This window comes from Paraburkholderia sp. BR10872, from assembly GCF_040965835.1.
In the GTDB taxonomy this organism is placed as follows: domain Bacteria; phylum Pseudomonadota; class Gammaproteobacteria; order Burkholderiales; family Burkholderiaceae; genus Paraburkholderia; species Paraburkholderia nodosa_A.
In genome coordinates, this window is sequence record NZ_JBFRCN010000090.1 from 1 (window position 1) to 20,609 (window position 20,609).

Consider the following 20,609-nt stretch of genomic DNA (forward strand, 5'->3'; position numbering starts at 1 on the left):
GCCACGATTGTCGATCCCGCTGACCACGGCCTACGACGTCGTCAGCGATCTCACGGGCCGCGGCGGGATCGCCGCGTGGCGCAAGCTGCGCGCGTTGGCGCAGCGCTGCGATTCGTGGCGGCGGCGTGCGGCGCGTCCGCTTCGGAAAGCGTTGAGCCGGAGGCGGAATCGGACTCGGCGCTCGCACGTGCCGAAGCGCCGTCGTCGCCTTCGCGGGCGTTGTCGGGCTGGGCGGCGCCGCCCGGCGGTTCGACCTCGTCCGCCTCGCCGAATTCATCCATTGCCTGAGCGAGCCGCGCCGATTCGTCGTCGAGCCCTTCGGACGGGGCCGCCGTCTGCATCATGTTGTTCGCGCCGCGCGACGCGAGCGAGCGCACGCCCGCCACGATCGCCGCGGCAGCACTCAGGCTGGCGCGCGTCGACTGGCTCGCGCGGGCCGCGCCGAGCGGAGCGTCGATCGCGCGCAGCGCGGCGGCCAGCGGCGCGGCGTCGCGCTCGAGCACACCGGGCGCTTCGTCCCACAGCGTACGCTCGATCGCCCACGCAAGGCGCTCGCGCCACGCCAGTTTCGACCAGCGCCGCGCAACCGCCTCGCCGCGCTGCATACGCCAGCTTTGCGCGTAGCGTGGCGCACCAGGAAACGCCAGCGCGAGTTGTGCGAGCACGCGACGGTCCTCGATCGCCTGCGCAATGCGCCCCGTCACGCCGGCTTGCGGCGTATCCAGACGCGCCGCTTCGCTGTAGCGACGGCGCGCCGCCAGCAAATCGAGCGCGCCGAGCAGTGCGGCTTCATCCACGCCATCAGTCGCGAGACGCGCGGGCAGCACGAAACGTTCGCCTTCAATGCGCGGCTCGCCCGCACCGAACGTCACGCTCACGCGCGAGTCGCCGGTCAGCACCCGCGCGAGACGGCCGAGCGCGCCCGCGGGATCGGCGCTCGCCGTCAAACTATGTGTTGCGTCCTGCAAGCTGGCCACGGGCGCCTCCGCACTCACGCGTCGAAGATCACGTGATGCCGGATGACGCTGCGGATGAGCGCCGCATCGTCCGCGCTCACCTTCGCGTAGATTGCCGGCCCCGCCGCGCGCTCGACATCGCCGGTGCGCAGCATGAGTTCGGCCCAGTCGATCAGGCGACGCGTGGAGAACGCGCTCGCGAGATCCTCGCGGGCGAACGCGGCGCGGCAGTCGGCGGCGATGGCGGCGAGTGTGTGCGCGAGCGGCCGCGTGAGCGCAGGCAGCGTGCGCAGCAACACTTCGGTTTCCTCTTCAAGTGAAAGATAGTCGAACAGGTAGACGCGCCAGCGGTCGAGAAACGCCTCGTTGAGCAGATTCGCGCCCTGGTACAGATGTCGGTACGCGCTCATCGCGCCCGCGGCGTTCGCGGTGGCGAAGAGACGGAACGACGGATGCGGCTCGACGATTTCGTTGCCGCGCTCCTTGAGCAGCAGGCGGCCGTTCGGTTCCAGCACGGCGGTGAGCACCGCCAGAATCGAAGGCTCGGCAAAGTCGAGTTCGTCGATGATGAGCCAGTAGCCCTCGCGCATCGCCACGGGCAGCACGCCGTCCACCCAGATCGTCTCGCCGCCCTTCACGGTCCAGAAGCCGACGAAGTCGCCAATGGTGGTCTGGCCGTTCATGTTCGCGCGCAGCACGCCATAGTCCGCGCGCGCCGCCACCTGCTCGATGAAGCTCGTCTTGCCCGAACCCGTATGACCGATCAACATGACGCGGCGATTTTCTACGATGTCCTGAACGATGTCGTCGCCGCGTTCGGTGAATAGGTAGGCTGCGTTCACGCGCGGCAGTAGCGCGTTCGGTTCCCCGCGCGGCAGGTCGACACTGCCGATGCGTACGGTGGGCGTGTGGATTTGCGGGCTGGCTTGAGTCGCTTTGGCGTCGCGCGCCACTTCGACGGCCCGCTGCAAGGCGGCGGCAAATGTGCTGCCCGCTTGTGTGGCTCGCGCTTCATCGGCGCGCTGAGCTTCGGAAACGAAGCCCTCGCGACGCCACTTGAGCAGCTTCGCTTCGAGATTGTCGAGATCGATTTCGGTGTCGATGTCGATGTCGACTTCACCGTCCTCGCCCTGGCCGTGCTCGATGCGGTACATGCGTGCGCGTTCCGAAGGCGTGACGCGCCACCATTCGCGCGCTCGGCCGGCGCCGCGTGTGTAGAGCCCGAGCGGGGCTTCGTCTTGTACTGCAGGATCGGTTGCGTTCATGGGCGGATAATGCAGGGCGCGGTCGGTCAATCGTCACATATTACCGATGCGCATCGCAGGGCGGCAATGCCACCGCCGTGCTTCCGGCCCGCGCCCAACCATGCTAGCGTGGCGATCGCCATACGAGGCACGCACGCCACGCCCCACCTGTCACCCGGAGGCCCCCAATGCCCCAAGCCGCGCCGCCCGAACTCGACAACGAGCCCGGGCGCGGCCGTTCGCTAGCACGCCACTACCCGCGCGGCCTCCAGATCGAGCCGCACTCGCATACCTGGGCGCAGGTGCTCTACGCCGTCTCCGGCGTGATGTGGGTCGAGGTAGAGCGCGAGGCGCTCGTCGTGCCGCCGCAGCGCGCCGTGTGGCTGCCTCCCGGCACGCAGCACGCCATCCACATGCTGAGCGCCGTCGAGATGCGCAATCTGTATCTCCACGAGCGCGACAGCCGGCACCTGAGCGAGCGGTGCGAAGTGTTCGAGGTCAACTGCCTGCTGCGCGAACTCATCACGAGCCTCGCGGAACGCGCGCGCGAAGACGACACCTGGCTCGACGCGGCCTATCGCCTCGCGTCGATCGAACTTGCCCACGCACCGCGCTCCACGCTGCGCATTCCGCTGCCCGACGCGTCCGACCGCCGCCTCGCCACGCTGTGCCGCGCGGTGATCGACAACCCATCGGCCGATATCGGCTTCGAACAACACTCGGCATGGGTGGGCGCGAGCGTACGCACGCTCTCGCGGCTCTTCACGCGCGAGCTTGGCATGGGGTTTGCGGAGTGGCGCCGCCAGGTGCAGCTCGCAGTCGCGGTATCGCGCCTGGCGCAAGGCGAGCCCGTGAGTGCCGTGGCGCGGATGCTGGGCTATCTACCCAGCAGCTTCAGCGACATGTTCCGCCGCGAACTGGGCGTGCCGCCCAGCGAGTTCCGGCCCGCCGGCACCCTTGGCGACACGGCGGGTTTCGCAGAGGAAAGCGCTGCGCAGTAATACGCGCGCAGACGCGTGGCGCGGCTCAATGCGGCGGCAGATCGCCCACTAGCGGAAACATGTCGGGCGTATAGCCCATATTGAAGTAACCGGCCCGTGCATAAGTAGCGATTCGCTCGAGATGCTCGGTTTCGCGCGACGCGTCGCGCAGTTCGGGCTCATCGGCTTGCGGCGTGGGCGGCGCCCGATTCGCCCGGCCGCGCCGCGTGAACCACGCCGGCACGGACAGTATCGACAGCTTCGACATTGCGGACTCCTTGCGAGGCGTTGACCCCTTCCAATCTAGACAGTCGGTGGCGTGCACGCAAACAAGCATTTCTGCGATGCATTGCACAGCGCGGCCCATGCTCAACCCTCAACCGGTCCGCGCGCTGTAAACGCCCGAAAATCTTACAAATAACTAACGTTTCGAAATTGGCGCACGAGTTGGTTAGACTGCGAGTCTTAGCCTTCGCTGCATGGCGGGGCACGGCTTCGACGGCATAACAATCATGAGAATGCGTATGCAGCAACTCGACAGTCTCCGGCAGCAATTCGCGGCGCCCAAGCCGTTGAGTGCGCCGACATGGTTTCTCCGCACCGCCTCGCGCGGTGTTCCGATCTCCTGGAGGCAGGCATGAGCGACGTCCCGCAGACGCAACCCGCGCCCCAGCCACCCCCGCCGCCCCCGCCACCGCCACCCGCTCCGCCCCCGCGGGCACCGAAGCGCCGCCGGCTCGGCCCGATCATTCTCGCCATTCTCGTGATCGTGCTGATTGTGCTCGTGATCGTGCACATCATGCGCAACAAGAAGACGGAGCATGGCGCGGCGCCGCAGGTCGTGACCGTGGCCGCCGCCACGCTCGGGCCCATGCCCGTGACGCTCAACGCGCTCGGCACCGTCACGCCTGTCGCGACTGTCACGGTTCTGCCGCAAATCAGCGGCTACCTCACCGAGGTGGGCTACAAGGAAGGCCAGGACGTCGTGAAGGGGCAGTTCCTCGCCCAGATCGACCCGCGCCAGTACGAGATCAGCAAGGAGCAGGCGCTCGCGCAGCTCGCCAAGGACCAGGCCTTGCTGGCACAGGCGCGCGCCGACCTCGCGCGGTATACGCAGTTGAACGCAAAGCAGTCGATCGCCGCGCAGACCTACAGCGACCAGCAGTTCCTCGTCAAGCAGTACGAAGCCGCGGTGCAGGCCGACAAGGCGAACGTCAGGCTCTTCGAGCTCGACCTGATCTATTGCCGCATCACGGCGCCGGTGTCGGGACGCGTGGGCCTGCGGCTCGTCGATCCGGGCAACTACGTGACGTCGTCCAGCTCCACGGGCATTGCCGTCATCACGACGATCAAGCCCACCACCGTGCAGTTCGCCATCCCGCAAACCTCGCTAGGCAGCGTGCTCGAGCGCGTCAACGCCGGCGCGAAATTGCCGATCACCGTCTTCAGCAGCGACAACACCCGCCAGATCGCCACCGGCACGCTCTTCGCGCTCAGCAACCAGATGGCCACGGCCACCGGCACGGTCACGCTACGCGCGAGCGTGCCCAACGACAACGAGGCGCTCTTTCCCAACGAGTTCGTCAACGTGAGGCTGCTCGTCGACACGCTGCAGAACGCCGTACTCGTACCGACGCCCGCCGTGCAGACTGGCGCGCCCGGCGACTACGTGTACCTCGTGAACGCCGACAACACCGTGTCGGTCCACAAGGTCACGCTCGGCCCGAGCGACGGCCGCTACACGGTGATCTCCGCGGGCCTGCAACAGGGTCAGCATGTCGTGACCGACGGCCTCGACCGCCTCAACGACGGCACGAAGATCCAGCCTGCGGGGCCGAGGCCCGCCACGCACGCAGGCGCGGCGAGTGCGCCGCACCATGGCAGCGCCCCGGGCGCGGCCAGCGAACCCGGCGCCACGGCGCCGAACGCCTCCGACGCGAGCGCCGCGGCCTCGCAAGCGGGTTGAGCCCCGGACCCAGCGCCGATGAATATTTCGCGTCTCTTCATCCTGCGGCCGGTCGCGACTTCGCTCCTGATGATCGCGATGGTGCTGATCGGCCTCGTCGCGATGAAGTTCCTGCCGGTTTCCTCGCTGCCCGCGGTGGACTATCCCACCATCCAGGTGCAGACCTTCTACCCGGGCGCGAGCCCGAACGTGATGGCGACCACGATCACGGCGCCGCTCGAAGTGCAACTCGGCGAAATCCCGGGCCTGCAGCAGATGATCTCGTACAGCTCCGAGGGTGCCTCGATCATCACGCTGCAGTTCGACCTCTCGCTGAGCCTGGACGTGGCCGAGCAGAACGTCCAGCAGGCCATCAACGCGGCCAACAGCTTCCTGCCGAGCGGCCTGCCCGCGCCGCCGACCTACGCCAAGGTGAACCCGGCCGACCAGCCGATCCTCACGCTCGCGATCACGTCGAAGTCGATGTCGCTCACGCAGTTGCAGGACGCGGCCAACAACCGTCTCGCCACGAAGATTTCCGAAGTGCCGGGCGTGGGCCTCGTCACCACGGCGGGCGGCAACGTGCCCGCCGTGCGCGTCGAAGCCGACCCGCAGAAGCTCGCCGCCTACGGCCTGAATCTCGACGACCTGCGCACCCTGCTCGCCAACGTCAACGTGAGCAACCCGAAAGGCAATTTCGACGGCCCCGAACTGAACTACACGATCAATTCGAACGACCAGATCTCGGACCCGAAGGACTACGAAGACACCGTCATCGCCTATGAGAACGGCTCGCCCGTCTTCATGCGCGACGTGGCGCGCGTCTCAACGGCCGCGCAGGACGTGGAGCGCGGCGCCTGGTACAACAAGACGCCCGCCATCGTGCTGAACGTGCAGCGCCAGCCGGGCGCGAACGTGATCGCCACCGTCAACCAGATCATGCAGCAGTTGCCGCAGCTCGAAGCGGCGCTGCCCGCGGGCATGCAGGTCACGGTGGTGTCGAACAGCGTGGGCGTAATCCGCGCTTCGGTGAGCGACGCGGCCTTCGAACTCGTGCTCGCCGTGGCGCTCGTGGTGGCCGTGATCTTCGTGTTCCTGCGCAATCTGCCCGCCACCATCATTCCGAGCATCTCAGTGCCGGTCTCGCTGATCGGCACGCTCGCGATCATGTACGAGCTGGGCTATTCGATCGACAACCTCTCGCTCATGGCGCTCATCATCGCCACGGGCTTCGTGGTGGACGACTCGATCGTGATGATCGAAAACATCGTGCGCTACCTCGAGGAAGGCGACAAACCCTTGCAGGCGGCGTTAAAAGGCGCTGGCCAGATCGGTTTCACGATTCTTTCGCTGACGATCTCGCTCATCGCCGTGCTGATTCCACTACTCTTCATGGGCGGCGTGATCGGACGCCTCTTCAGCGAATTCGCCGTCACGCTCGCGGTGACCATCGTGCTGTCGGCCGTCGTCTCGCTCACCGTCGTGCCGATGATGTGCGCGCGCATACTGCGCGCCCAGGCCGAGCGCCACCCGAGCCGCTTCGAGCGCATCAGCGAAGGGCTTTTCAACAAGACGCTCAACGCCTACGAGCGCGGCCTGCGCTGGGTGCTCGACCATCAGACGCTCACGCTCGTCGTGTTCGTGGTGACGGTGGTGCTCACCGGGCTGCTGTACGTCGTGATTCCGAAGGGCCTGTTCCCGGTGCAGGACGTGGGCGTGCTGCAAGGCATCAGCGTGGCCGACAACTCCATCTCCTACCAGGCGATGGTGCGGCGCCAGTCCGCCCTGGCCGAGGAAATCCTCAAGGACCCCGATGTCGTTTCGCTCACCTCGTACGTGGGCATCGACGGCATCAACAACACGCTCAACAACGGGCGCTTCCTCATCAACCTGAAACCGCACGACGACCGCTCCGAAACCGCCGACGAAATCGGGCGGCGCATTCAGCAGTCGGTCGCGAAGGTCGCGGGCGTGCGCCTTTACATCCAGCCCGAGCAGGACCTCACGCTCGACACCACGGTCTCGCGCAACCAGTACAACTTCGTGCTGCGCGGGCCGAGCCAGGACGCGTTCGAGCAGTACGTGCCCGCGCTCATCGCACGCATGAAGCAGATCCCGTCGATCCGCGACGTCACGAGCGACCTCAACACGGATGGCCTTTCCGTGAACGTCGAAGTGAACCGCCAGCTCGCGGCGCGCTACGGCATCACGGCGGCGACCATCGACAACGCGCTCTACGATGCGCTGGGCCAGCGCATCGTTTCGACCATCTTCCAGCAGTCGGACCAGTACCGCGTGATTCTCGTGGCGAAGCCCGAGGCGCTGCCCACGGTCGAATCGCTCGGCGACCTCTATCTGCCGAGCCAGACGAGCAGCGAAGGCCAGGTGCCACTCAAGGGCATTGCGAAGATCAGCATCACGCGCTCGCCGCTCATGATCAGCCACCTCGCGCAGTTCCCTTCGGTCACGATCTCGTTCAATCTCGCCGATGGCGCGTCGCTCTCCGCCGCCGTGCGCGACGTGCGCAAAGCCGAGGCCGCCGTGAACCTGCCGCCTTCGATCACCTCGTCGTTCCAGGGCGCGGCGCAGGCGTTCGAGGATTCGCTTGCCAGCGAGGTGTATCTGCTGATCGCGGCGCTCGTGGCCGTGTATATCGTGCTGGGCGTGCTGTACGAGAGCTATGTGCACCCGGTCACGATTCTTTCTACGCTGCCTTCGGCCGGCATTGGCGCGCTGCTCGCGCTGATGATCGCAGGCAAGGACCTCGACGTGATCGGCATTATCGGCATCGTGCTGCTGATCGGCATCGTCAAGAAGAACGCCATCATGATGGTGGACTTCGCGCTCGAAGCCGAGCGCGTGCACGGCAAGCCGCCGCGCGAGGCGATTTTCGAAGCGTCGCTGCTGCGTTTCCGGCCGATTCTCATGACCACGCTCGCGGCCATGCTCGGCGCGCTGCCCATGCTGCTCGGCAGCGGCACGGGCTCGGAGCTGCGCCGTCCGCTGGGTCTTGCGATCATCGGCGGACTCACGCTTTCGCAGATGCTCACGCTGTTCACGACACCCGTGATCTATCTGCTCTTCGACCGGCTGGCCGAACGCTTCGGCCGCAAGCGCAGGCCTGAAAGCCACGCGGACGGCGACGCGGGCGGCGGTCCCGGCAACGGCGCGCCACCCGCGCCCGAGGGCACGCCGTGAACCTCTCGGCGCTCTTCATCCGCCGGCCGGTCGCGACATCTCTCCTCGCGATCGCCATCCTCATTTCGGGGATGCTCGCCTTTTTCCGGCTGCCGGTCGCGCCGCTGCCCAACATCGCCTACCCGGTGATCGTGGTGCAGGCCAACATGGCAGGCGCGAGCCCGGACATCATGGCGTCCACCGTGGCCGAGCCGCTGGAGCGCCGGCTCGGCACCATCGCGGATGTCAGCCAGCTCACGTCGATCAGCAACACGGGCACGGCGATCATCGTGGTGGTGTTCGGCCTGAACCGCGACATCAACGGCGCGGCGCGCGACGTGGAAGCGGCCATCCAGGCCGCGCGCGCCGACTTGCCCACCACGCTGCGCAGCAACCCGACGTATCGCCAGTACAACCCCGCGAGCGCGCCGATCATGGTGCTCGCGCTCACCTCGGACACGCTCACGAAGGCTCAGCTGTACGACTCCGCCGATTCGGTCATCCAGCAGCAGCTCTCGCAGGTGGACGGCGTGGGCCAGATCACACTGGGCGGCGGCGCGCTGCCCTCGGTGCGCGTGGAACTGGAGCCGGGCAAGCTCAACAGCTACGGCATCGGCCTCGAAGACGTGCGCGCGTCGATCGGCGCGGCCAACGCGAACAGCGCGAAAGGCCATATCGACCAGGGCAACCAGCGCTACACGGTGACGTCGAACGACCAGATCAGCAAGGCCGCGCCGTTTCGCGACGTGGTGATCGCCTATCGCAACGGCTCGCCCGTGTTCCTGCGCGACGTGGCTTCCGTCATCGACTCCAACGAAAACATCCGCAACGCGGGCCTCTACAACGGCAAGTCGGCCGTGCTGGTGATCGTCTACCCGATGCCGGGCAGCAACGTCGTGAAGACAGTGCAGCAGATCCGCGATCGCCTGCCCTCCATCGAGGCCGCGCTGCCCGCCACGATCAAGGTGGATGTGGCGATCGACCGCTCCGAGTCCGTGCGCGCCTCCGTGGCCGACACCGAACGCACGCTCTTCATCGCCGTGTTGCTCGTAATCGGCGTGGTGTTCGTGTTCCTGCTCTCGCCGCGAGCCACGCTCATCCCCGCCGTGGCGCTGCCGCTTTCCATCGTGGGCACGTTCGGGCCCATGTACCTGCTCGGCTACAGCATCGACAATCTGTCGCTCATGGCGCTCACCATCGGCACAGGCTTCGTGGTGGACGACGCCGTGGTCGTGCTGGAGAACATCGTGCGCCACATCGAGGCCGGCATGGACCCGAAGGAAGCCGCGCTCAAAGGCGCGGGCGAAGTGGGCTTCACGGTGCTTTCCATGAGCCTTTCGCTCATCGCCGTGTTCCTGCCCATTCTGCTCATGCCCGGCATCGTGGGCCTGCTCTTTCATGAGTTCGCGATGACGCTTTCGATCGCGATCCTCATCTCGCTCGTGATCTCGCTCACGGTCACGCCCACCATGTGCGCCTACGTGCTCAAGCGCGAGGCGCTGCACAAGAAGCCATCGCGCGCGGCCGTGTGGATCGACGCGCAGTTCGAGCGCTTCAAGCAGTTCTACTCGCGCACGCTCGACGTCGCGCTCGATCACGCGCGGCTCACGATCTTCATCCTGTTCGCGCTGCTGGTCGGCAATGTGTTTCTCGCGCGGCTGCTTTCCGGCACGTTCTTCCCCGAGCAGGACACCGGCATCCTGATCGGGCAGATCATCGCGGACCAGAGCATTTCGTTTACGGCGATGGAAAAAAAGCTCGCGCAGCTGCAGGCCATCGTGAAGGCCGATCCGGCGGTGCAATCGGTGGCGGGCTTCACGGGCGGGCGGGCGCTCAATTCGGCCACCGTGTTCGTCGAGCTGAAACCGCTCAACGAACGTCGCTTGACGGCCACCGAGGTCGTGAACCGCCTGCGTCCCAAGCTCAATGGCGTTTCGGGCGCACGGCTTTTCATGCAGGCCCAGCAAGACCTGCAGATCGGCGGGCGGCAGTCGGCGGCCGAGTATCAGTACACGCTCACGAGCGACGACGCCGACGCGCTCTTCACCTGGGTGCCGCGCCTCGTGGACGAGCTGAACAAGCACCGCAGCCAGATGTCGGATGTGAACTCGGACCTGCAGCAAAATGGTCTGGAGGCCTACATGACGGTGCAGCGCACGACCGCCAAGCGCTACGGGTTCGACCCGAACCAGGTGGACAACGTGCTCTACGACGCCTTCGGCCAGCGCACCGTTTCGACCATCTACAACGCGATCAACCAGTACTTCGTCGTGATGGAAGTGGCGCCGCAGTACTGGCAGTTTCCACAGTCGTTCCAGGACATCTGGCTGAGCACGGCGGCGGGCAACGCGAGCGGCGCCGCGCAAACGCAGATGCCGTCGAGCGTCATCTCGGGCGTCACGCCCTTCACGGCCGTGACCACGGCCACCACGGCGAACGGCAACACCAACGAGCGCAACGCCAACGCGGTGGCCAATCAGCAGAACAACGCGATCGCCAACAGCAAGGGCGGCAGCTCCAGCGGCAGCGCGGACAGCACGGCCGCCGAAACCATGGTGCCGCTCATGGCGCTCATGGACTGGAAGACGCGCCATACGGCCACCCAGGTCAATCACCAGGGCACCGAAGTGGCGGGGACGATTTCGTTCAATCTGCCCAAGGGCGGCTCGCTTTCGGAGGCCGGCACGATCATCGGGCAGGCCGAGCGCAACATCGGCATGCCGGCCTCCATCCACGGCGCGTTCGCGGGTGCGGCGCAGGCCTACGCACAGTCCATGGGCGTCGTGCCGCTGCTCATTCTCGCCGCGCTCGCCGTGGTGTATATCGTGCTGGGCGTGCTGTACGAAAACACCATCCACCCGCTCACGATCCTCTCCACCCTGCCTTCGGCCGGCATCGGCGCGATTCTCGCCATGCTGATCTTCGGCACGCCGTTCTCGGTGATCGCGATGATCGGCATCATCCTGCTCATCGGTATCGTGAAGAAAAACGGCATCATGATGGTCGACGTCGCCATCCAGTTGCAGCGCAACGAGGGCATGGAGGCGCGGCGCGCGATTCACGAAGCCGCCGTGGTGCGCCTGCGACCGATCATGATGACGACCTTCGCGGCCGTGCTCGGCGCGCTGCCGCTCGCCATCGGCATTGGCCAGGGCGCTTCGCTGCGCCAGCCGCTCGGCGTGACGGTGATGGGCGGCCTGCTCCTGAGCCAGGTCTTTACCCTGTACACCACGCCGGTGATTTACCTGTTCCTCGACCGCGTGCGCGCACGCCTCGCGCGCTGGGCCGCGCGCCTGCCGTGGAATCGTCAGGCCGATGAGAGCGCATCATGATGAAAACCCGCCTTAATCCATCGCTCATGCGAATGCTGATCCCCGCCGCCGCAAGCGCTGCCACGCGCGCGCAGGCGCTCGCGCCCCTCACCGTAGCGCTGCTGCTCGCAGGCTGCATGGTCGGGCCGGACTACCACCGCCCGCAGGTCACCGTGCCCGCCACGTGGAAAGAACTGCCCGGCTGGACCCAGGCCGAGCCCGAAGCCGCCCAGGGCCCCAAGGGCGAATGGTGGACCGCCTTCCAGGACCCGCTGCTCGACGAACTGGAACCGCTCGTCCAGGTCTCGAACCAGACCGTGCGGCAGAGCTACGCGAACTACCAGCAAGCGCTCGCCGAAGTGCGTGTCGCGCGTGCGAGCCTCTTCCCGACCATCGGCATTACCGGCTCGCTCGCGCGCGAGCGCTCCTCCACCGGCACGCTCAGCAGCGTGAGCAGCATCACGTCCACGCCGAGCGGCGCGCGTATCGTCAACGGCGGCACGCTCGAAGCGAACGCGAGCTGGGACATCGACCTCTGGGGCCAGGTGCGCCGCCAGATCGAGGAACAGTCGGCCACGGCGCAGGCGAGCGAAGCGACGCTGGCCAACGCTACGCTCTCCGAACAGATCGCACTGGCGAACGCCGTGATCGATCTGCGCATCACCGATGCCGATATCGACCTGCTCACGCATACCGTGCAGGCGTACTCGGACTTCCTGCGCGTGGTGGCCAACCAGGACCAGGCGGGCACCGTGCCGCCGTCCGACCTGATCTCCGCGCGCACGCAGCTCGAATCCGCGCGTGCGAGCCTGATCGCCCTGGGCGTGGCGCGCGCGCAAAACGAGCACGCCATCGCGGTGCTCGTGGGCCGCAACCCCGAAGAGGTCGATATCCCGCACAGCACTCAGCTTCCCGCGCTGCCCGCCATTCCCGCCGGCGTGCCCTCCACGCTGCTGCAGCGGCGGCCCGACATTGCGACCGCCGAACGCCAGATGGCGTCGGCCAACGCGGCGATCGGCGTGGCGGTGGCTGCGTACTATCCGACGATCTCGCTCACTGCGCTCGACGGCTTCACGCAGTCGCCGCTTTCGGGCCTGCTGCACATGAGCAACTATGTGTGGTCGCTCGGCGCGAGCGCGACCCAGACGATCTTCGACGGCGGCCAGCGCAGCGGCCAGGTGGCGGCCGCGCGCGCGAGCTACGACGCGGCGGTGGCGAACTATCGCGGCACGGTGCTGACGGCGTTCCAGGGGGTGGAGAACGATCTCTCGGGGCTGCGCATCCTCGCGCAGCAGGCCGACGTGCTCGATACCGCCGTGCGCGACGCCATCCGCGGCGCGCAGATCGCGCAAAACGAATACGAGGCGGGCACCGTGGACTACACGACAGTGGCCACGGCCCTGGCTACACAGGTGACCAATCAGCAGAGCGCACTCAACGTGCATCAGCAGCGGCTGCTCGATACGGCTTCGCTGATCGGCGACCTGGGCGGCGGCTGGTCCGGGCAGCTGCACGATGCGCAGCATCCGGCGCGTGCGGTGGCGCCGGCTTCCGACGCCGCGGCGGCGGGCGCGAGCGCAAGCGGTCCGGCAAACGTGGAAGCGAGCAGGACGCAGGGCGCCGCTGCGAGCCCCTGACCGGGCGACGCTGCGCTACGCGCGCGGCTCGCGTTCCGAAGCCGTCGTCACCGGCATGGCGGAGGCCGGCAGGCCGAACACGGCATCGAAAATCAGGTTATAGACGTAGTTGTAGACGAGAAAGAACATCGAGAGGCCGATATCCATCGCGAACGCCTCGATCAACGTCACGTGCAGCGTGAGCGCGATCATCGGCACGAGGAACACCACGAGGCCGCCCTCGAAGCCGACCGCATGCGCAATACGGCGCGCGACACTGCGGCCGCGTTTCGTCTGGCGCGCTTCCCAGCGCTCGAACAGCAGGTTGAAGACGAAGTTCCAGCCCACCGCGATCAGCGATGAAAACACCGCCGCCGCGCCCGCGCGGTCCATGCCGCTGCCCGAGAGCGAGGCGAAGCTCGTGCTGGTAATCAGGATCGCGATGCCTTCGAACAGCGTGACGTACACGATCCGGCGTTTGATACCCTGCATGGACCCATGCTCCTGATGCGGCTCCCGCGTGGCTTCGGGCCGCGTCAATCGCCGCACCTGCTGCGAGCGCGGCGAAACCCTGCGCGAATCAACCGAGATCGGTGAATACCGAATCTGCGGACAAACGCGACTTCGGCAGCTTCGCGTTGAAGTCGTCGGCGCTGCGGTAGCCGAGGCCGACCACCACCAAAGCGGTGAGGCCCTGCTCGCGCAGGCCCAGTTCCTCGTCGAGCGCTTTCGCGTCGAAGCCTTCCATCGGGCAGGCGTCGATTTCGAGCGTCGACGCGCCGATCAGCAGCGTGCCGAGCGCGAGATACGCCTGCTTTTCCATCCAGGCCGGCAGGTCGTTGCGCTCGCGATGCAGGTTCACATAGAACGCGCGCGTCTTTTCCTGACCCGCCTTCGCCTCGGCATTGGCGAAGCGGCCGTCCGCTTCTTCCTGCGCGAGCACTTCGGCGAGGTGCGCTTCGTCCATGTCGGTGCGCACGCACAGCACTACCACGTGCGAGGCGCGCGTGACCTTCGGCTCGTTGTACGCGAAACCTTCCATGCCCTTGGCGATACGCGCACGCGCCGCGTCGCTTTCGGCCACCACGAAATGCCACGGCTGCGAATTGACCGACGAGGGACTGAAGCGGATCAGCTCCTTGAGTTCGTCGATGACGGCCGCGGGAATCTTGCGGGCGGGATCGAACGCCTTGGTGGCGTGGCGGGCTTTCGCGAAGCGGGTGAGGTTCAAGCGGTTTTCTCCTTCGTATGCGGTCGGCCGGGGCAGTACCCGGCAAGGGCGACATCGTACCAGCATCGTGTGCCGGCCGCGGGGGCGGTCTGCGCGCCCGGCGCGCCTGCGCTATGCTTGAAGGCTGAAATCGCCGCGGCGGCGGCTCAGCAGCCATGCGCCGCCGCCAGCAAGGAGAATACCGATCATGCGCCAGGCCATCCATCATCTGCCGGTGAGCACGCGCACGCGCGGGCTCGTCGAGATCAGCCAGGAGGTGCGCGCGTTCGTGCGCGAACAGCGCATCGCCACCGGCTTGCTCACCCTCTTTTGCCGCCACACTTCAGCGTCGCTCGTCATCCAGGAAAACGCCGATCCTTCGGTGCGCCGCGATATCGAACGCTACTTCGAGCAGCTCGCGCCCGAAGATCCCCAGCGCTACGAGCACGACACCGAAGGCCCCGACGACATGCCCGCGCATTTGCGCACGGCGCTCACGCACACGCAGCTCTGCATCCCGGTCGAGCACGGCAATCCCGTGCTGGGCACGTGGCAGGGCATCTATGTGTTCGAGCATCGGCGCGCGGCGCACACGCGCGATATCGTGCTGCATCTGATCGGCGAATGAGCAGGTCAGGCGCAGACACGCAAATCCCGTACGCAAGCGCTATGCTTGCGTCTTTCGTTCAACCGACTCACCGAGGGTTGCCCCAAATGAAACAGTCCGCCGGATCCATGATTTCCTTCACCCGCCCTGACGGCCAGTCGCTCCAGGGTTATCTCGCCAAACCGGAGAAGACCGAAGGCGCGCCCGCCATCGTCGTGATCCAGGAATGGTGGGGCTTGAACGACCAGATCCGCGGCGTGGCCGACCGGCTCGCGCAAGCTGGCTACTTCGCGCTCGTGCCCGACCTCTATCGCGGCAAGAGCACGGTCGAACAGGAAGAGGCCCACCATCTGATGACGGGCCTCGACTTCGCGGATGCCGCCTCGCAGGACGTGTATGGCGCGGTCAACTATCTGAAGACGCTCACGGACCGTGTGAGCGTGACGGGCTACTGCATGGGCGGCGCGCTCACGCTGCTCGCGGCCACCATGGTGCCGGGCCTTGCGAGCGCCGTGGTGTGGTATGGCTTCCCGCCGCTCGAATACATCGACGCGAGCAAGATCACGGCACCTATCCTCGGCCACTTTGCAACCCAGGACCAGGCGTTCAGCATCGAAACCGTCGCGGAGCTCGAAACGAAGCTCAAGGGCGCCAACGTCGACGTCGAGTTCCATCGCTATCTCGCCCACCACGCGTTTGCGAACGAGACCGCCGTGGGCCCGAACCGCATCCCCATCACGCAGTACGATCCGGTCTGGGCGCAGCTCGCGTGGGACCGCTCGCTGACGTTCTGGGGCCGCACGATGTGGCCGCAGCGCACGGCGCGCTAAAGCACCGGCAGCGGCCCGCGCCGCCGCGCGGAACTGTCGTAGAATCGGCGTCGCCCCGCCTCGCGCGGGCGACGCCGATTTGCATTGCAGCGCCTTCGTCCCTCTCACGCTTTTCGCGGAGACTCCATGACGCCGCTCATCCTCCAGCGCCCCGCGCTGCTGTTCATCGTGCTGATCCTGGTGCTGCCGCTTGCCGCCGCACTCGGCGCAAACGTGCTGCACCGCTACTTCCCGCTCGCCGAGGAGGCGCGCGAGAACTACAAGATCGTGCAGGGCGCGACGCTCACGCTGCTCGCGCTCCTGATCGGCTTCACGCTCTCGATGGCCGTGAGCCGCTACGACCAGCGCAAGAACCTGGAGGAAGAGGAAGCCAACGCGATCGGCACGGAGTATCTGCGCGCCGAGCTGCTTGGCGGCGAGGCGACTGCCCAGACCAAGGCGCTGCTTGCGCGCTATCTTCAGGCGCGCATCCACTTCTACGTCGTGCACGAGCCCGGCGCACTCGATCAGATCAACCGCGACACCGGCGAGCTTCAGACGCAACTCTGGGCGAGCGTGCGCGATCCCGCGAAGTCGCAGCCGAATCCGGTGATGGCGCTGGTGGTCTCCGGCATGAACGACGTCATCAACACCCAGGGCTACACGCAGGCCGCGTGGATCAACCGCATTCCCGTCGCCGCGTGGGTGCTGATGATCAGCATCGCCATCTTCAGCAACCTGATGCAGGGCTACGGCGCGCACGGCCAGGTCGGCCGGCGGGTGCTGCTGCTCATCCTGCCCGTCACCGTGACGCTGTCGCTCACGCTCATCGCCGATATCGACAGCCCGCGCGGCGGCCTCATTCGCGTCGCGCCGCTCAATCTGATGAGTCTTGCGCAATCCATGCCTGCCAATCCCTGACCCCCGCTCCGCGGCGCCGCACGATCACACCCAAGGCCGTACCACCATGAAAGTCATCCGCTCGAAAACCTTCACCGCCACCCGCCCGTGGGGCGCGCTCGACATCGCCAACATGAACGGCACCACCGTGCGCCTGCACTGGACCGACCAGCCGTACCAATGGCACGTCAACGACGGCGAGGAAGTGTTTGCCGTGCTCGACGGCGTGGTCGACATGCATTACCGCGAAGACGGCGCGGAGCGGGTCGCGGTGCTCGAAGCCGGCGACGTGTTCTTCGCGGGCGTGGGCTGCGAGCACGTCGCGCATCCGCGCGGCGAGGCGCGCATTCTCGTGGTCGAGCGCGAAGGCAGCGTGTAAGCCGCGTCTTGCGGCGAAAAGACGGCATGCGCCATTTCCACTAAACTTGGCGGCCTGACTCCACTCCCGCCTGTCGATCAGGCCGCGGCGCGCCTTGCACGGCAAGCGCCGCGCCGTTGAAGGCCTTCAAGGACGCCGCATGAACGACCTTTCCGCATTTCCCATCACCCGCAAGTGGCCAGCGCTTCACCCCGATCGCATCCAGCTCTATTCGCTGCCCACGCCCAATGGCGTCAAGGTCTCGATCATGCTGGAGGAAAGCGGCCTGCCTTATGAGCCGCATCTCGTGCGCTTCGACGCGAATGACCAGATGTCGCCGGAATTCCTCTCGCTGAACCCCAACAACAAGATTCCCGCGATCCTCGATCCCAACGGCCCGGGCGGCGAGCCGCTCGCGCTGTTCGAATCGGGCGCGATCCTCATCTATCTCGCCGACAAGAGCGGCCGCTTTCTCGCCCGTGAAGGCGCGGCGCGCTACGAAACGATCCAGTGGGTCATGTTCCAGATGGGCGGCATCGGGCCGATGTTCGGTCAGGTGGGCTTCTTCCACAAGTTCGCGGGCAAGGAGTACGAGGACAAGCGTCCGCGCGACCGCTACGTCGCCGAGTCGCGGCGTCTGCTCGCCGTGCTCGACCAGCGCCTCGAGGGGCGCAAGTGGATCATGGGCGACGAGTACACCATCGCCGACATCGCCACGTTTGGTTGGGTGCGCAACCTCGTTGGCTTCTACGAGGCCGGCGACCTCGTCGGTTACGCCGATTTCAGGAACGTCGCGCGCGCGCTCGGAGCATTCGTCGCGCGTCCGGCGGTCGAGCGCGGGCTCAACATTCCGCCGCGCGGCTAAGGCGCGCCCACGGCGTCATTGCGGCGCCGCTTTCACGCGCGCCGCAACCGAGTCGGCCACTTCGGCCGCCGCACGGTCCACGTTCTTGCGGTCATCGGCGCGCGCGAGCACGAATTTTGCCGCCGCCACGTACGGATTGAGCGCGATGGCCGCGCCGGCGCCCGGCTTCGCATGGCTCGACTGGCTGTCGATCACCTGATAAAGCGGCTGCGGCGCCTGGGTGGCCAGGTTGTCCACGGCCACCGCCAGTTCGATCTGGCTCGCGCCCGAGCCGAACCCCACCACCGCGCGCCGCATGCTGTTGCCTTCGTCCACGCTCAGGAAGACGCCGCGCACGAGCCAGCCCTGCGCGGGTAGCGGCGTGCCACTGGGCAGGCGGCGTGCGTCGAGGCCCTTCTCGCGCAGGTCGTTCACCAGCGCATCGGCCATTTTCGTGACGACCTGATCGGCCTGCTGCTGCGGGTCGCGGTGGCGCAACAGCGGTCGTAGCAGCAAGCCGCCCATGTGCTCGCGCGCATTCTCCACAGGATTCGAATCCTGCTTGACGTTGGCCGCGTCGAGTTCGAAGTCCGTCACGTAGACGAGCGGCGCGCCCGGTTGTTGAGCCGCGGCGAGCGGCGCGAATGCGCACAGGCAGACTGTCGCGAACAGCTTCCAGTTCCATTGCATCTTCATCGCAAGCTCCCGTACGTTCGCCAGCCATCCATTCATTCATTCACGCCGTGAGCGCCCGTGCGGCACGGCCATCAAGCGTCGATCAGCCCGAGCCGCGCCAGGTCGCTCGCGAGCGATTCGGTTTCGACGAAGTGGCACGCCTGCAACCCCGCGTCGAGCGCGCCCGTGACGTTCGCTTCGCTGTCGTCGATGAAGAGCGTTTCCTGGGGCTGCGCGCCGAGCTGTGCAACGCAGCCCAGGTAGGTCTGCGCGGCCGGCTTGACCGCGCCGAACGTCGCCGACGAATAGACCTGTGAACCGAAAAGCCGCGCAACGGGCGGATTCAGATAGTCGAGGTGATGCGTGACGAGCGAGCAATTGTTGGTCAACACAGCGATGCGGCAACGCGCGGCCACACGCTGCGCCAGCACGAGCGCCGCCTCGTTCGGCGTGATCGACGCGCGCCTCGCCGCGAGCCACACGTCGCGGCCCACCTCACAGCCGAGCATTGCGCCCAGTGCGCGCAGATAAGCGTCGGGGTCGATCTCGCCCGCGTCGGCGCGCGCTTCGAGACCCGAGCCCCAGATCGCGTGACGCACCGCTGCAGGCGGCGCGCCGGTCGCGGCCGCGAGGCTCGCCACGCGCGCGTCGCGATCGTAGTGGGACAGCACGCCTTCCATGTCGAACAGGACTACGCCGATCGCCGCCATCTGCCGCTCCCGCCACGATATTTCGCACTGCGGTCCCGCCACATCCGCAGCCGATCATACCGCCGGCCGGCGCCAGGCGGCGCACGAATGGCACTCGTGAGGCGCGCTGATCGCGCCCCTAAAACCACCCATCGATTTTGGGTAAACTGGGACGCATGGACACCTGCCGTTACTGCGGAAAACTGCGCGACGAATGGGATTGCCACGGGCCAGCGTGCCGCCAGGCGATCGCGCAGGCGCTGCACCGCCAGCGCAAGGGACTGCCGATGGTCGCGAACGTGATCCGCAACGAAATCCCCGCCGACGCCACCACCGGCCAGATCATCACCGTGCTTTCGCGCCAGCGCCAGCGTGCGAGGCGCGGCAACGAGGAACGACGCGAGCGCAAGGCGCTCGATCTCCCCGAGAGCGAGTAAGGCTCCCGCCGAACCCGGTCAGCGCCCGCTCTCGTCCTCGTTTGCCGGCGCCGCAATGCCGATGCGCGCGAACGTTTCCTCCAGATGATTGACGCACACGCGGACCTTCGCGGACTGCGCGAGGCGCGCCGGGTACACGGCCCAGACATTGGCCGGCTGCGTGACGCCGGGCAGCACGCGCTGCAGGCGCCCGCTCTCCAGCAGTGGCGCAACATCCCACATCGAGCGCAGCACGATCCCGCGGCCCGCCAGCGCCCACTGCACGGCCACCTCGCCGTGATTGGTCGAGAGCGGCCCGGCTACCTTCACCGAAACCGTCTCGCCATGCCTGGTCAGGCGCCAAACGCCGAACGGATGATCGCGCTCCTTGATCGCGAGACACGCGTGTTCGGCGAGATCGGCGACCTCCTGTGGCGCGCCGCGCCGCGCAAGATACGCGGGCGCTGCGCAAAGCACGCGATAGTTCGTGGCGAGACGGCGCGCGATCAGATGGCCGGCGATCTCGTCGCCGATACGCACGTCGAGATCGAAACCCTCGCCCGCCACGTCGACGAGCCGGTCGAACAGTTCGAGGCGCACGCTCAGTTGCGGATACCGCTCGGAAAGCCCGGCGAGCGCGGGCGCGACGAAGTTGCGGCCAAAGCCGAAGCTGCTCGACACGCGCAGCGTGCCGCGCGGAATGCGCCGCGTGGTGGAGACGTCGTCCACGAGCCGCTCGACGTCGTCGAGGATCTTGCCCGCCGACGCATAGACGCGCTCGCCCGCCTCGGTCATCGCGACGCGCCGCGTCGAGCGGTGCAACAGGCGCGTGCCGAGACGCGCCTCGAGCACGCCCACACGCTTGCTCACAT

The 20,609-nt window shown here is 66.9% G+C and carries 19 protein-coding genes; 11 read left to right on the forward strand and 8 right to left on the reverse strand.

Annotation, left to right across the window (positions count from 1 at the left end):
- Positions 1 to 50 precede the first annotated feature (50 nt).
- Positions 51 to 977: a hypothetical protein gene (locus AB4Y43_RS38440; RefSeq protein ID WP_368730123.1), complete on the reverse strand. Its 927-nt coding sequence runs from the start codon at positions 975 to 977 to the stop codon at positions 51 to 53.
- 14 nt (positions 978 to 991) lie between these two features.
- Positions 992 to 2,221, reverse strand: coding sequence for an AAA family ATPase (locus AB4Y43_RS38445; RefSeq protein ID WP_368730124.1), 1,230 nt, complete (start codon positions 2,219 to 2,221; stop codon positions 992 to 994).
- 167 nt (positions 2,222 to 2,388) lie between these two features.
- Here AB4Y43_RS38445 and AB4Y43_RS38450 point away from each other — a divergent pair, with 167 nt between their 5' ends.
- A complete protein-coding gene (locus tag AB4Y43_RS38450) occupies positions 2,389 to 3,201 on the forward strand; it encodes a helix-turn-helix transcriptional regulator (protein ID WP_368730125.1) in 813 nt (270 codons plus the stop codon).
- A 25-nt stretch (positions 3,202 to 3,226) separates the two neighbouring features.
- On the opposite strand, the gene AB4Y43_RS38455 is transcribed toward AB4Y43_RS38450, so the two are convergent.
- Positions 3,227 to 3,448: a hypothetical protein gene (locus AB4Y43_RS38455; protein WP_069268616.1), complete on the reverse strand. Its 222-nt coding sequence runs from the start codon at positions 3,446 to 3,448 to the stop codon at positions 3,227 to 3,229.
- Between the two features lie 369 nt (positions 3,449 to 3,817).
- On the opposite strand from AB4Y43_RS38455, the gene AB4Y43_RS38460 reads away from it, so the two are divergent.
- The 4 genes from AB4Y43_RS38460 to AB4Y43_RS38475 are packed head-to-tail and all read left to right on the forward strand — an operon-like array spanning position 3,818 to position 13,250.
- Positions 3,818 to 5,146, forward strand: coding sequence for an efflux RND transporter periplasmic adaptor subunit (locus AB4Y43_RS38460; RefSeq protein WP_342947432.1), 1,329 nt, complete (start codon positions 3,818 to 3,820; stop codon positions 5,144 to 5,146).
- A gap of 18 nt (positions 5,147 to 5,164) precedes the next feature.
- Positions 5,165 to 8,323: an efflux RND transporter permease subunit gene (locus AB4Y43_RS38465; protein WP_368730126.1), complete on the forward strand. Its 3,159-nt coding sequence runs from the start codon at positions 5,165 to 5,167 to the stop codon at positions 8,321 to 8,323.
- Positions 8,320 to 11,634: an efflux RND transporter permease subunit gene (locus AB4Y43_RS38470; RefSeq protein WP_342947431.1), complete on the forward strand. Its 3,315-nt coding sequence runs from the start codon at positions 8,320 to 8,322 to the stop codon at positions 11,632 to 11,634. Before AB4Y43_RS38465 ends, AB4Y43_RS38470 begins: the two co-directional genes overlap by 4 nt.
- A 32-nt stretch (positions 11,635 to 11,666) precedes the next feature.
- Positions 11,667 to 13,250, forward strand: a complete 1,584-nt coding sequence (locus AB4Y43_RS38475) for an efflux transporter outer membrane subunit (protein WP_141710891.1) — start codon at positions 11,667 to 11,669, stop codon at positions 13,248 to 13,250.
- A gap of 15 nt (positions 13,251 to 13,265) precedes the next feature.
- On the opposite strand, the gene AB4Y43_RS38480 is transcribed toward AB4Y43_RS38475, so the two are convergent.
- Positions 13,266 to 13,721, reverse strand: coding sequence for a PACE efflux transporter (locus tag AB4Y43_RS38480; RefSeq protein WP_342947430.1), 456 nt, complete (start codon positions 13,719 to 13,721; stop codon positions 13,266 to 13,268).
- An 88-nt stretch (positions 13,722 to 13,809) separates the two neighbouring features.
- Complete coding sequence (gene nfsB / locus AB4Y43_RS38485; protein ID WP_069268620.1) at positions 13,810 to 14,460, reverse strand: oxygen-insensitive NAD(P)H nitroreductase; 651 nt, start codon at positions 14,458 to 14,460, stop codon at positions 13,810 to 13,812.
- A 187-nt stretch (positions 14,461 to 14,647) separates the two neighbouring features.
- Here nfsB and AB4Y43_RS38490 point away from each other — a divergent pair, with 187 nt between their 5' ends.
- The 5 genes from AB4Y43_RS38490 to AB4Y43_RS38510 all read left to right on the forward strand — a co-directional run bounded on the left by AB4Y43_RS38490 (position 14,648) and on the right by AB4Y43_RS38510 (position 17,978).
- Positions 14,648 to 15,067 carry a secondary thiamine-phosphate synthase enzyme YjbQ gene (locus AB4Y43_RS38490; protein ID WP_069268621.1) on the forward strand — a complete coding sequence of 140 codons (420 nt, stop codon included), beginning with the start codon at positions 14,648 to 14,650 and terminating at the stop codon, positions 15,065 to 15,067.
- Between the two features lie 86 nt (positions 15,068 to 15,153).
- Positions 15,154 to 15,876 (forward strand): dienelactone hydrolase family protein, encoded by a 723-nt coding sequence (locus AB4Y43_RS38495; RefSeq protein WP_069268622.1) that lies wholly within the window; start codon positions 15,154 to 15,156, stop codon positions 15,874 to 15,876.
- A gap of 126 nt (positions 15,877 to 16,002) precedes the next feature.
- Positions 16,003 to 16,776: a hypothetical protein gene (locus AB4Y43_RS38500; protein ID WP_342947429.1), complete on the forward strand. Its 774-nt coding sequence runs from the start codon at positions 16,003 to 16,005 to the stop codon at positions 16,774 to 16,776.
- A gap of 46 nt (positions 16,777 to 16,822) precedes the next feature.
- Entirely contained in the window at positions 16,823 to 17,134 is a 312-nt protein-coding gene (locus AB4Y43_RS38505) for a cupin (RefSeq protein WP_069268624.1), read from the forward strand.
- A gap of 139 nt (positions 17,135 to 17,273) precedes the next feature.
- Positions 17,274 to 17,978 carry a glutathione S-transferase N-terminal domain-containing protein gene (locus AB4Y43_RS38510; RefSeq protein WP_342947428.1) on the forward strand — a complete coding sequence of 235 codons (705 nt, stop codon included), beginning with the start codon at positions 17,274 to 17,276 and terminating at the stop codon, positions 17,976 to 17,978.
- Positions 17,979 to 17,993: 15 nt separating this feature from the next.
- On the opposite strand, the gene AB4Y43_RS38515 is transcribed toward AB4Y43_RS38510, so the two are convergent.
- A complete protein-coding gene (locus AB4Y43_RS38515; RefSeq protein WP_342947427.1) occupies positions 17,994 to 18,689 on the reverse strand; it encodes a DUF4410 domain-containing protein in 696 nt (231 codons plus the stop codon).
- Positions 18,690 to 18,724: 35 nt separating this feature from the next.
- Positions 18,725 to 19,342 (reverse strand): HAD family phosphatase, encoded by a 618-nt coding sequence (locus AB4Y43_RS38520; RefSeq protein ID WP_342947426.1) that lies wholly within the window; start codon positions 19,340 to 19,342, stop codon positions 18,725 to 18,727.
- A gap of 155 nt (positions 19,343 to 19,497) precedes the next feature.
- Between AB4Y43_RS38520 and AB4Y43_RS38525 the strand changes: the two genes are divergently transcribed.
- The gene (locus AB4Y43_RS38525; protein ID WP_069268628.1) at positions 19,498 to 19,758 is read left to right on the forward strand and encodes a hypothetical protein; all 261 of its coding nucleotides are present in this window, start codon (positions 19,498 to 19,500) and stop codon (positions 19,756 to 19,758) included.
- A gap of 18 nt (positions 19,759 to 19,776) precedes the next feature.
- On the opposite strand, the gene AB4Y43_RS38530 is transcribed toward AB4Y43_RS38525, so the two are convergent.
- On the reverse strand, positions 19,777 to 20,609 hold an 833-nt coding region (locus AB4Y43_RS38530), incomplete at its 5' end, for a LysR substrate-binding domain-containing protein (RefSeq protein WP_368730127.1).

What these genes read in the sequence shown, in the direction of transcription:
- AB4Y43_RS38445 (WP_368730124.1), bottom strand. Translation starts at nt 2,221, where the DNA reads ATGAACGCAACCGATCCTGCAGTACAAGACGAAGCCCCGCTCGGGCTC.
- AB4Y43_RS38450 (WP_368730125.1), top strand. Translation starts at nt 2,389, where the DNA reads ATGCCCCAAGCCGCGCCGCCCGAACTCGACAACGAGCCCGGGCGCGGC.
- AB4Y43_RS38455 (WP_069268616.1), bottom strand. Translation starts at nt 3,448, where the DNA reads ATGTCGAAGCTGTCGATACTGTCCGTGCCGGCGTGGTTCACGCGGCGC.
- AB4Y43_RS38460 (WP_342947432.1), top strand. Translation starts at nt 3,818, where the DNA reads ATGAGCGACGTCCCGCAGACGCAACCCGCGCCCCAGCCACCCCCGCCG.
- AB4Y43_RS38465 (WP_368730126.1), top strand. Translation starts at nt 5,165, where the DNA reads ATGAATATTTCGCGTCTCTTCATCCTGCGGCCGGTCGCGACTTCGCTC.
- AB4Y43_RS38475 (WP_141710891.1), top strand. Translation starts at nt 11,667, where the DNA reads ATGCTGATCCCCGCCGCCGCAAGCGCTGCCACGCGCGCGCAGGCGCTC.
- AB4Y43_RS38480 (WP_342947430.1), bottom strand. Translation starts at nt 13,721, where the DNA reads ATGCAGGGTATCAAACGCCGGATCGTGTACGTCACGCTGTTCGAAGGC.
- AB4Y43_RS38490 (WP_069268621.1), top strand. Translation starts at nt 14,648, where the DNA reads ATGCGCCAGGCCATCCATCATCTGCCGGTGAGCACGCGCACGCGCGGG.
- AB4Y43_RS38495 (WP_069268622.1), top strand. Translation starts at nt 15,154, where the DNA reads ATGAAACAGTCCGCCGGATCCATGATTTCCTTCACCCGCCCTGACGGC.
- AB4Y43_RS38500 (WP_342947429.1), top strand. Translation starts at nt 16,003, where the DNA reads ATGACGCCGCTCATCCTCCAGCGCCCCGCGCTGCTGTTCATCGTGCTG.
- AB4Y43_RS38505 (WP_069268624.1), top strand. Translation starts at nt 16,823, where the DNA reads ATGAAAGTCATCCGCTCGAAAACCTTCACCGCCACCCGCCCGTGGGGC.
- AB4Y43_RS38510 (WP_342947428.1), top strand. Translation starts at nt 17,274, where the DNA reads ATGAACGACCTTTCCGCATTTCCCATCACCCGCAAGTGGCCAGCGCTT.
- AB4Y43_RS38515 (WP_342947427.1), bottom strand. Translation starts at nt 18,689, where the DNA reads ATGAATGGATGGCTGGCGAACGTACGGGAGCTTGCGATGAAGATGCAA.
- AB4Y43_RS38520 (WP_342947426.1), bottom strand. Translation starts at nt 19,342, where the DNA reads ATGGCGGCGATCGGCGTAGTCCTGTTCGACATGGAAGGCGTGCTGTCC.
- AB4Y43_RS38525 (WP_069268628.1), top strand. Translation starts at nt 19,498, where the DNA reads ATGGACACCTGCCGTTACTGCGGAAAACTGCGCGACGAATGGGATTGC.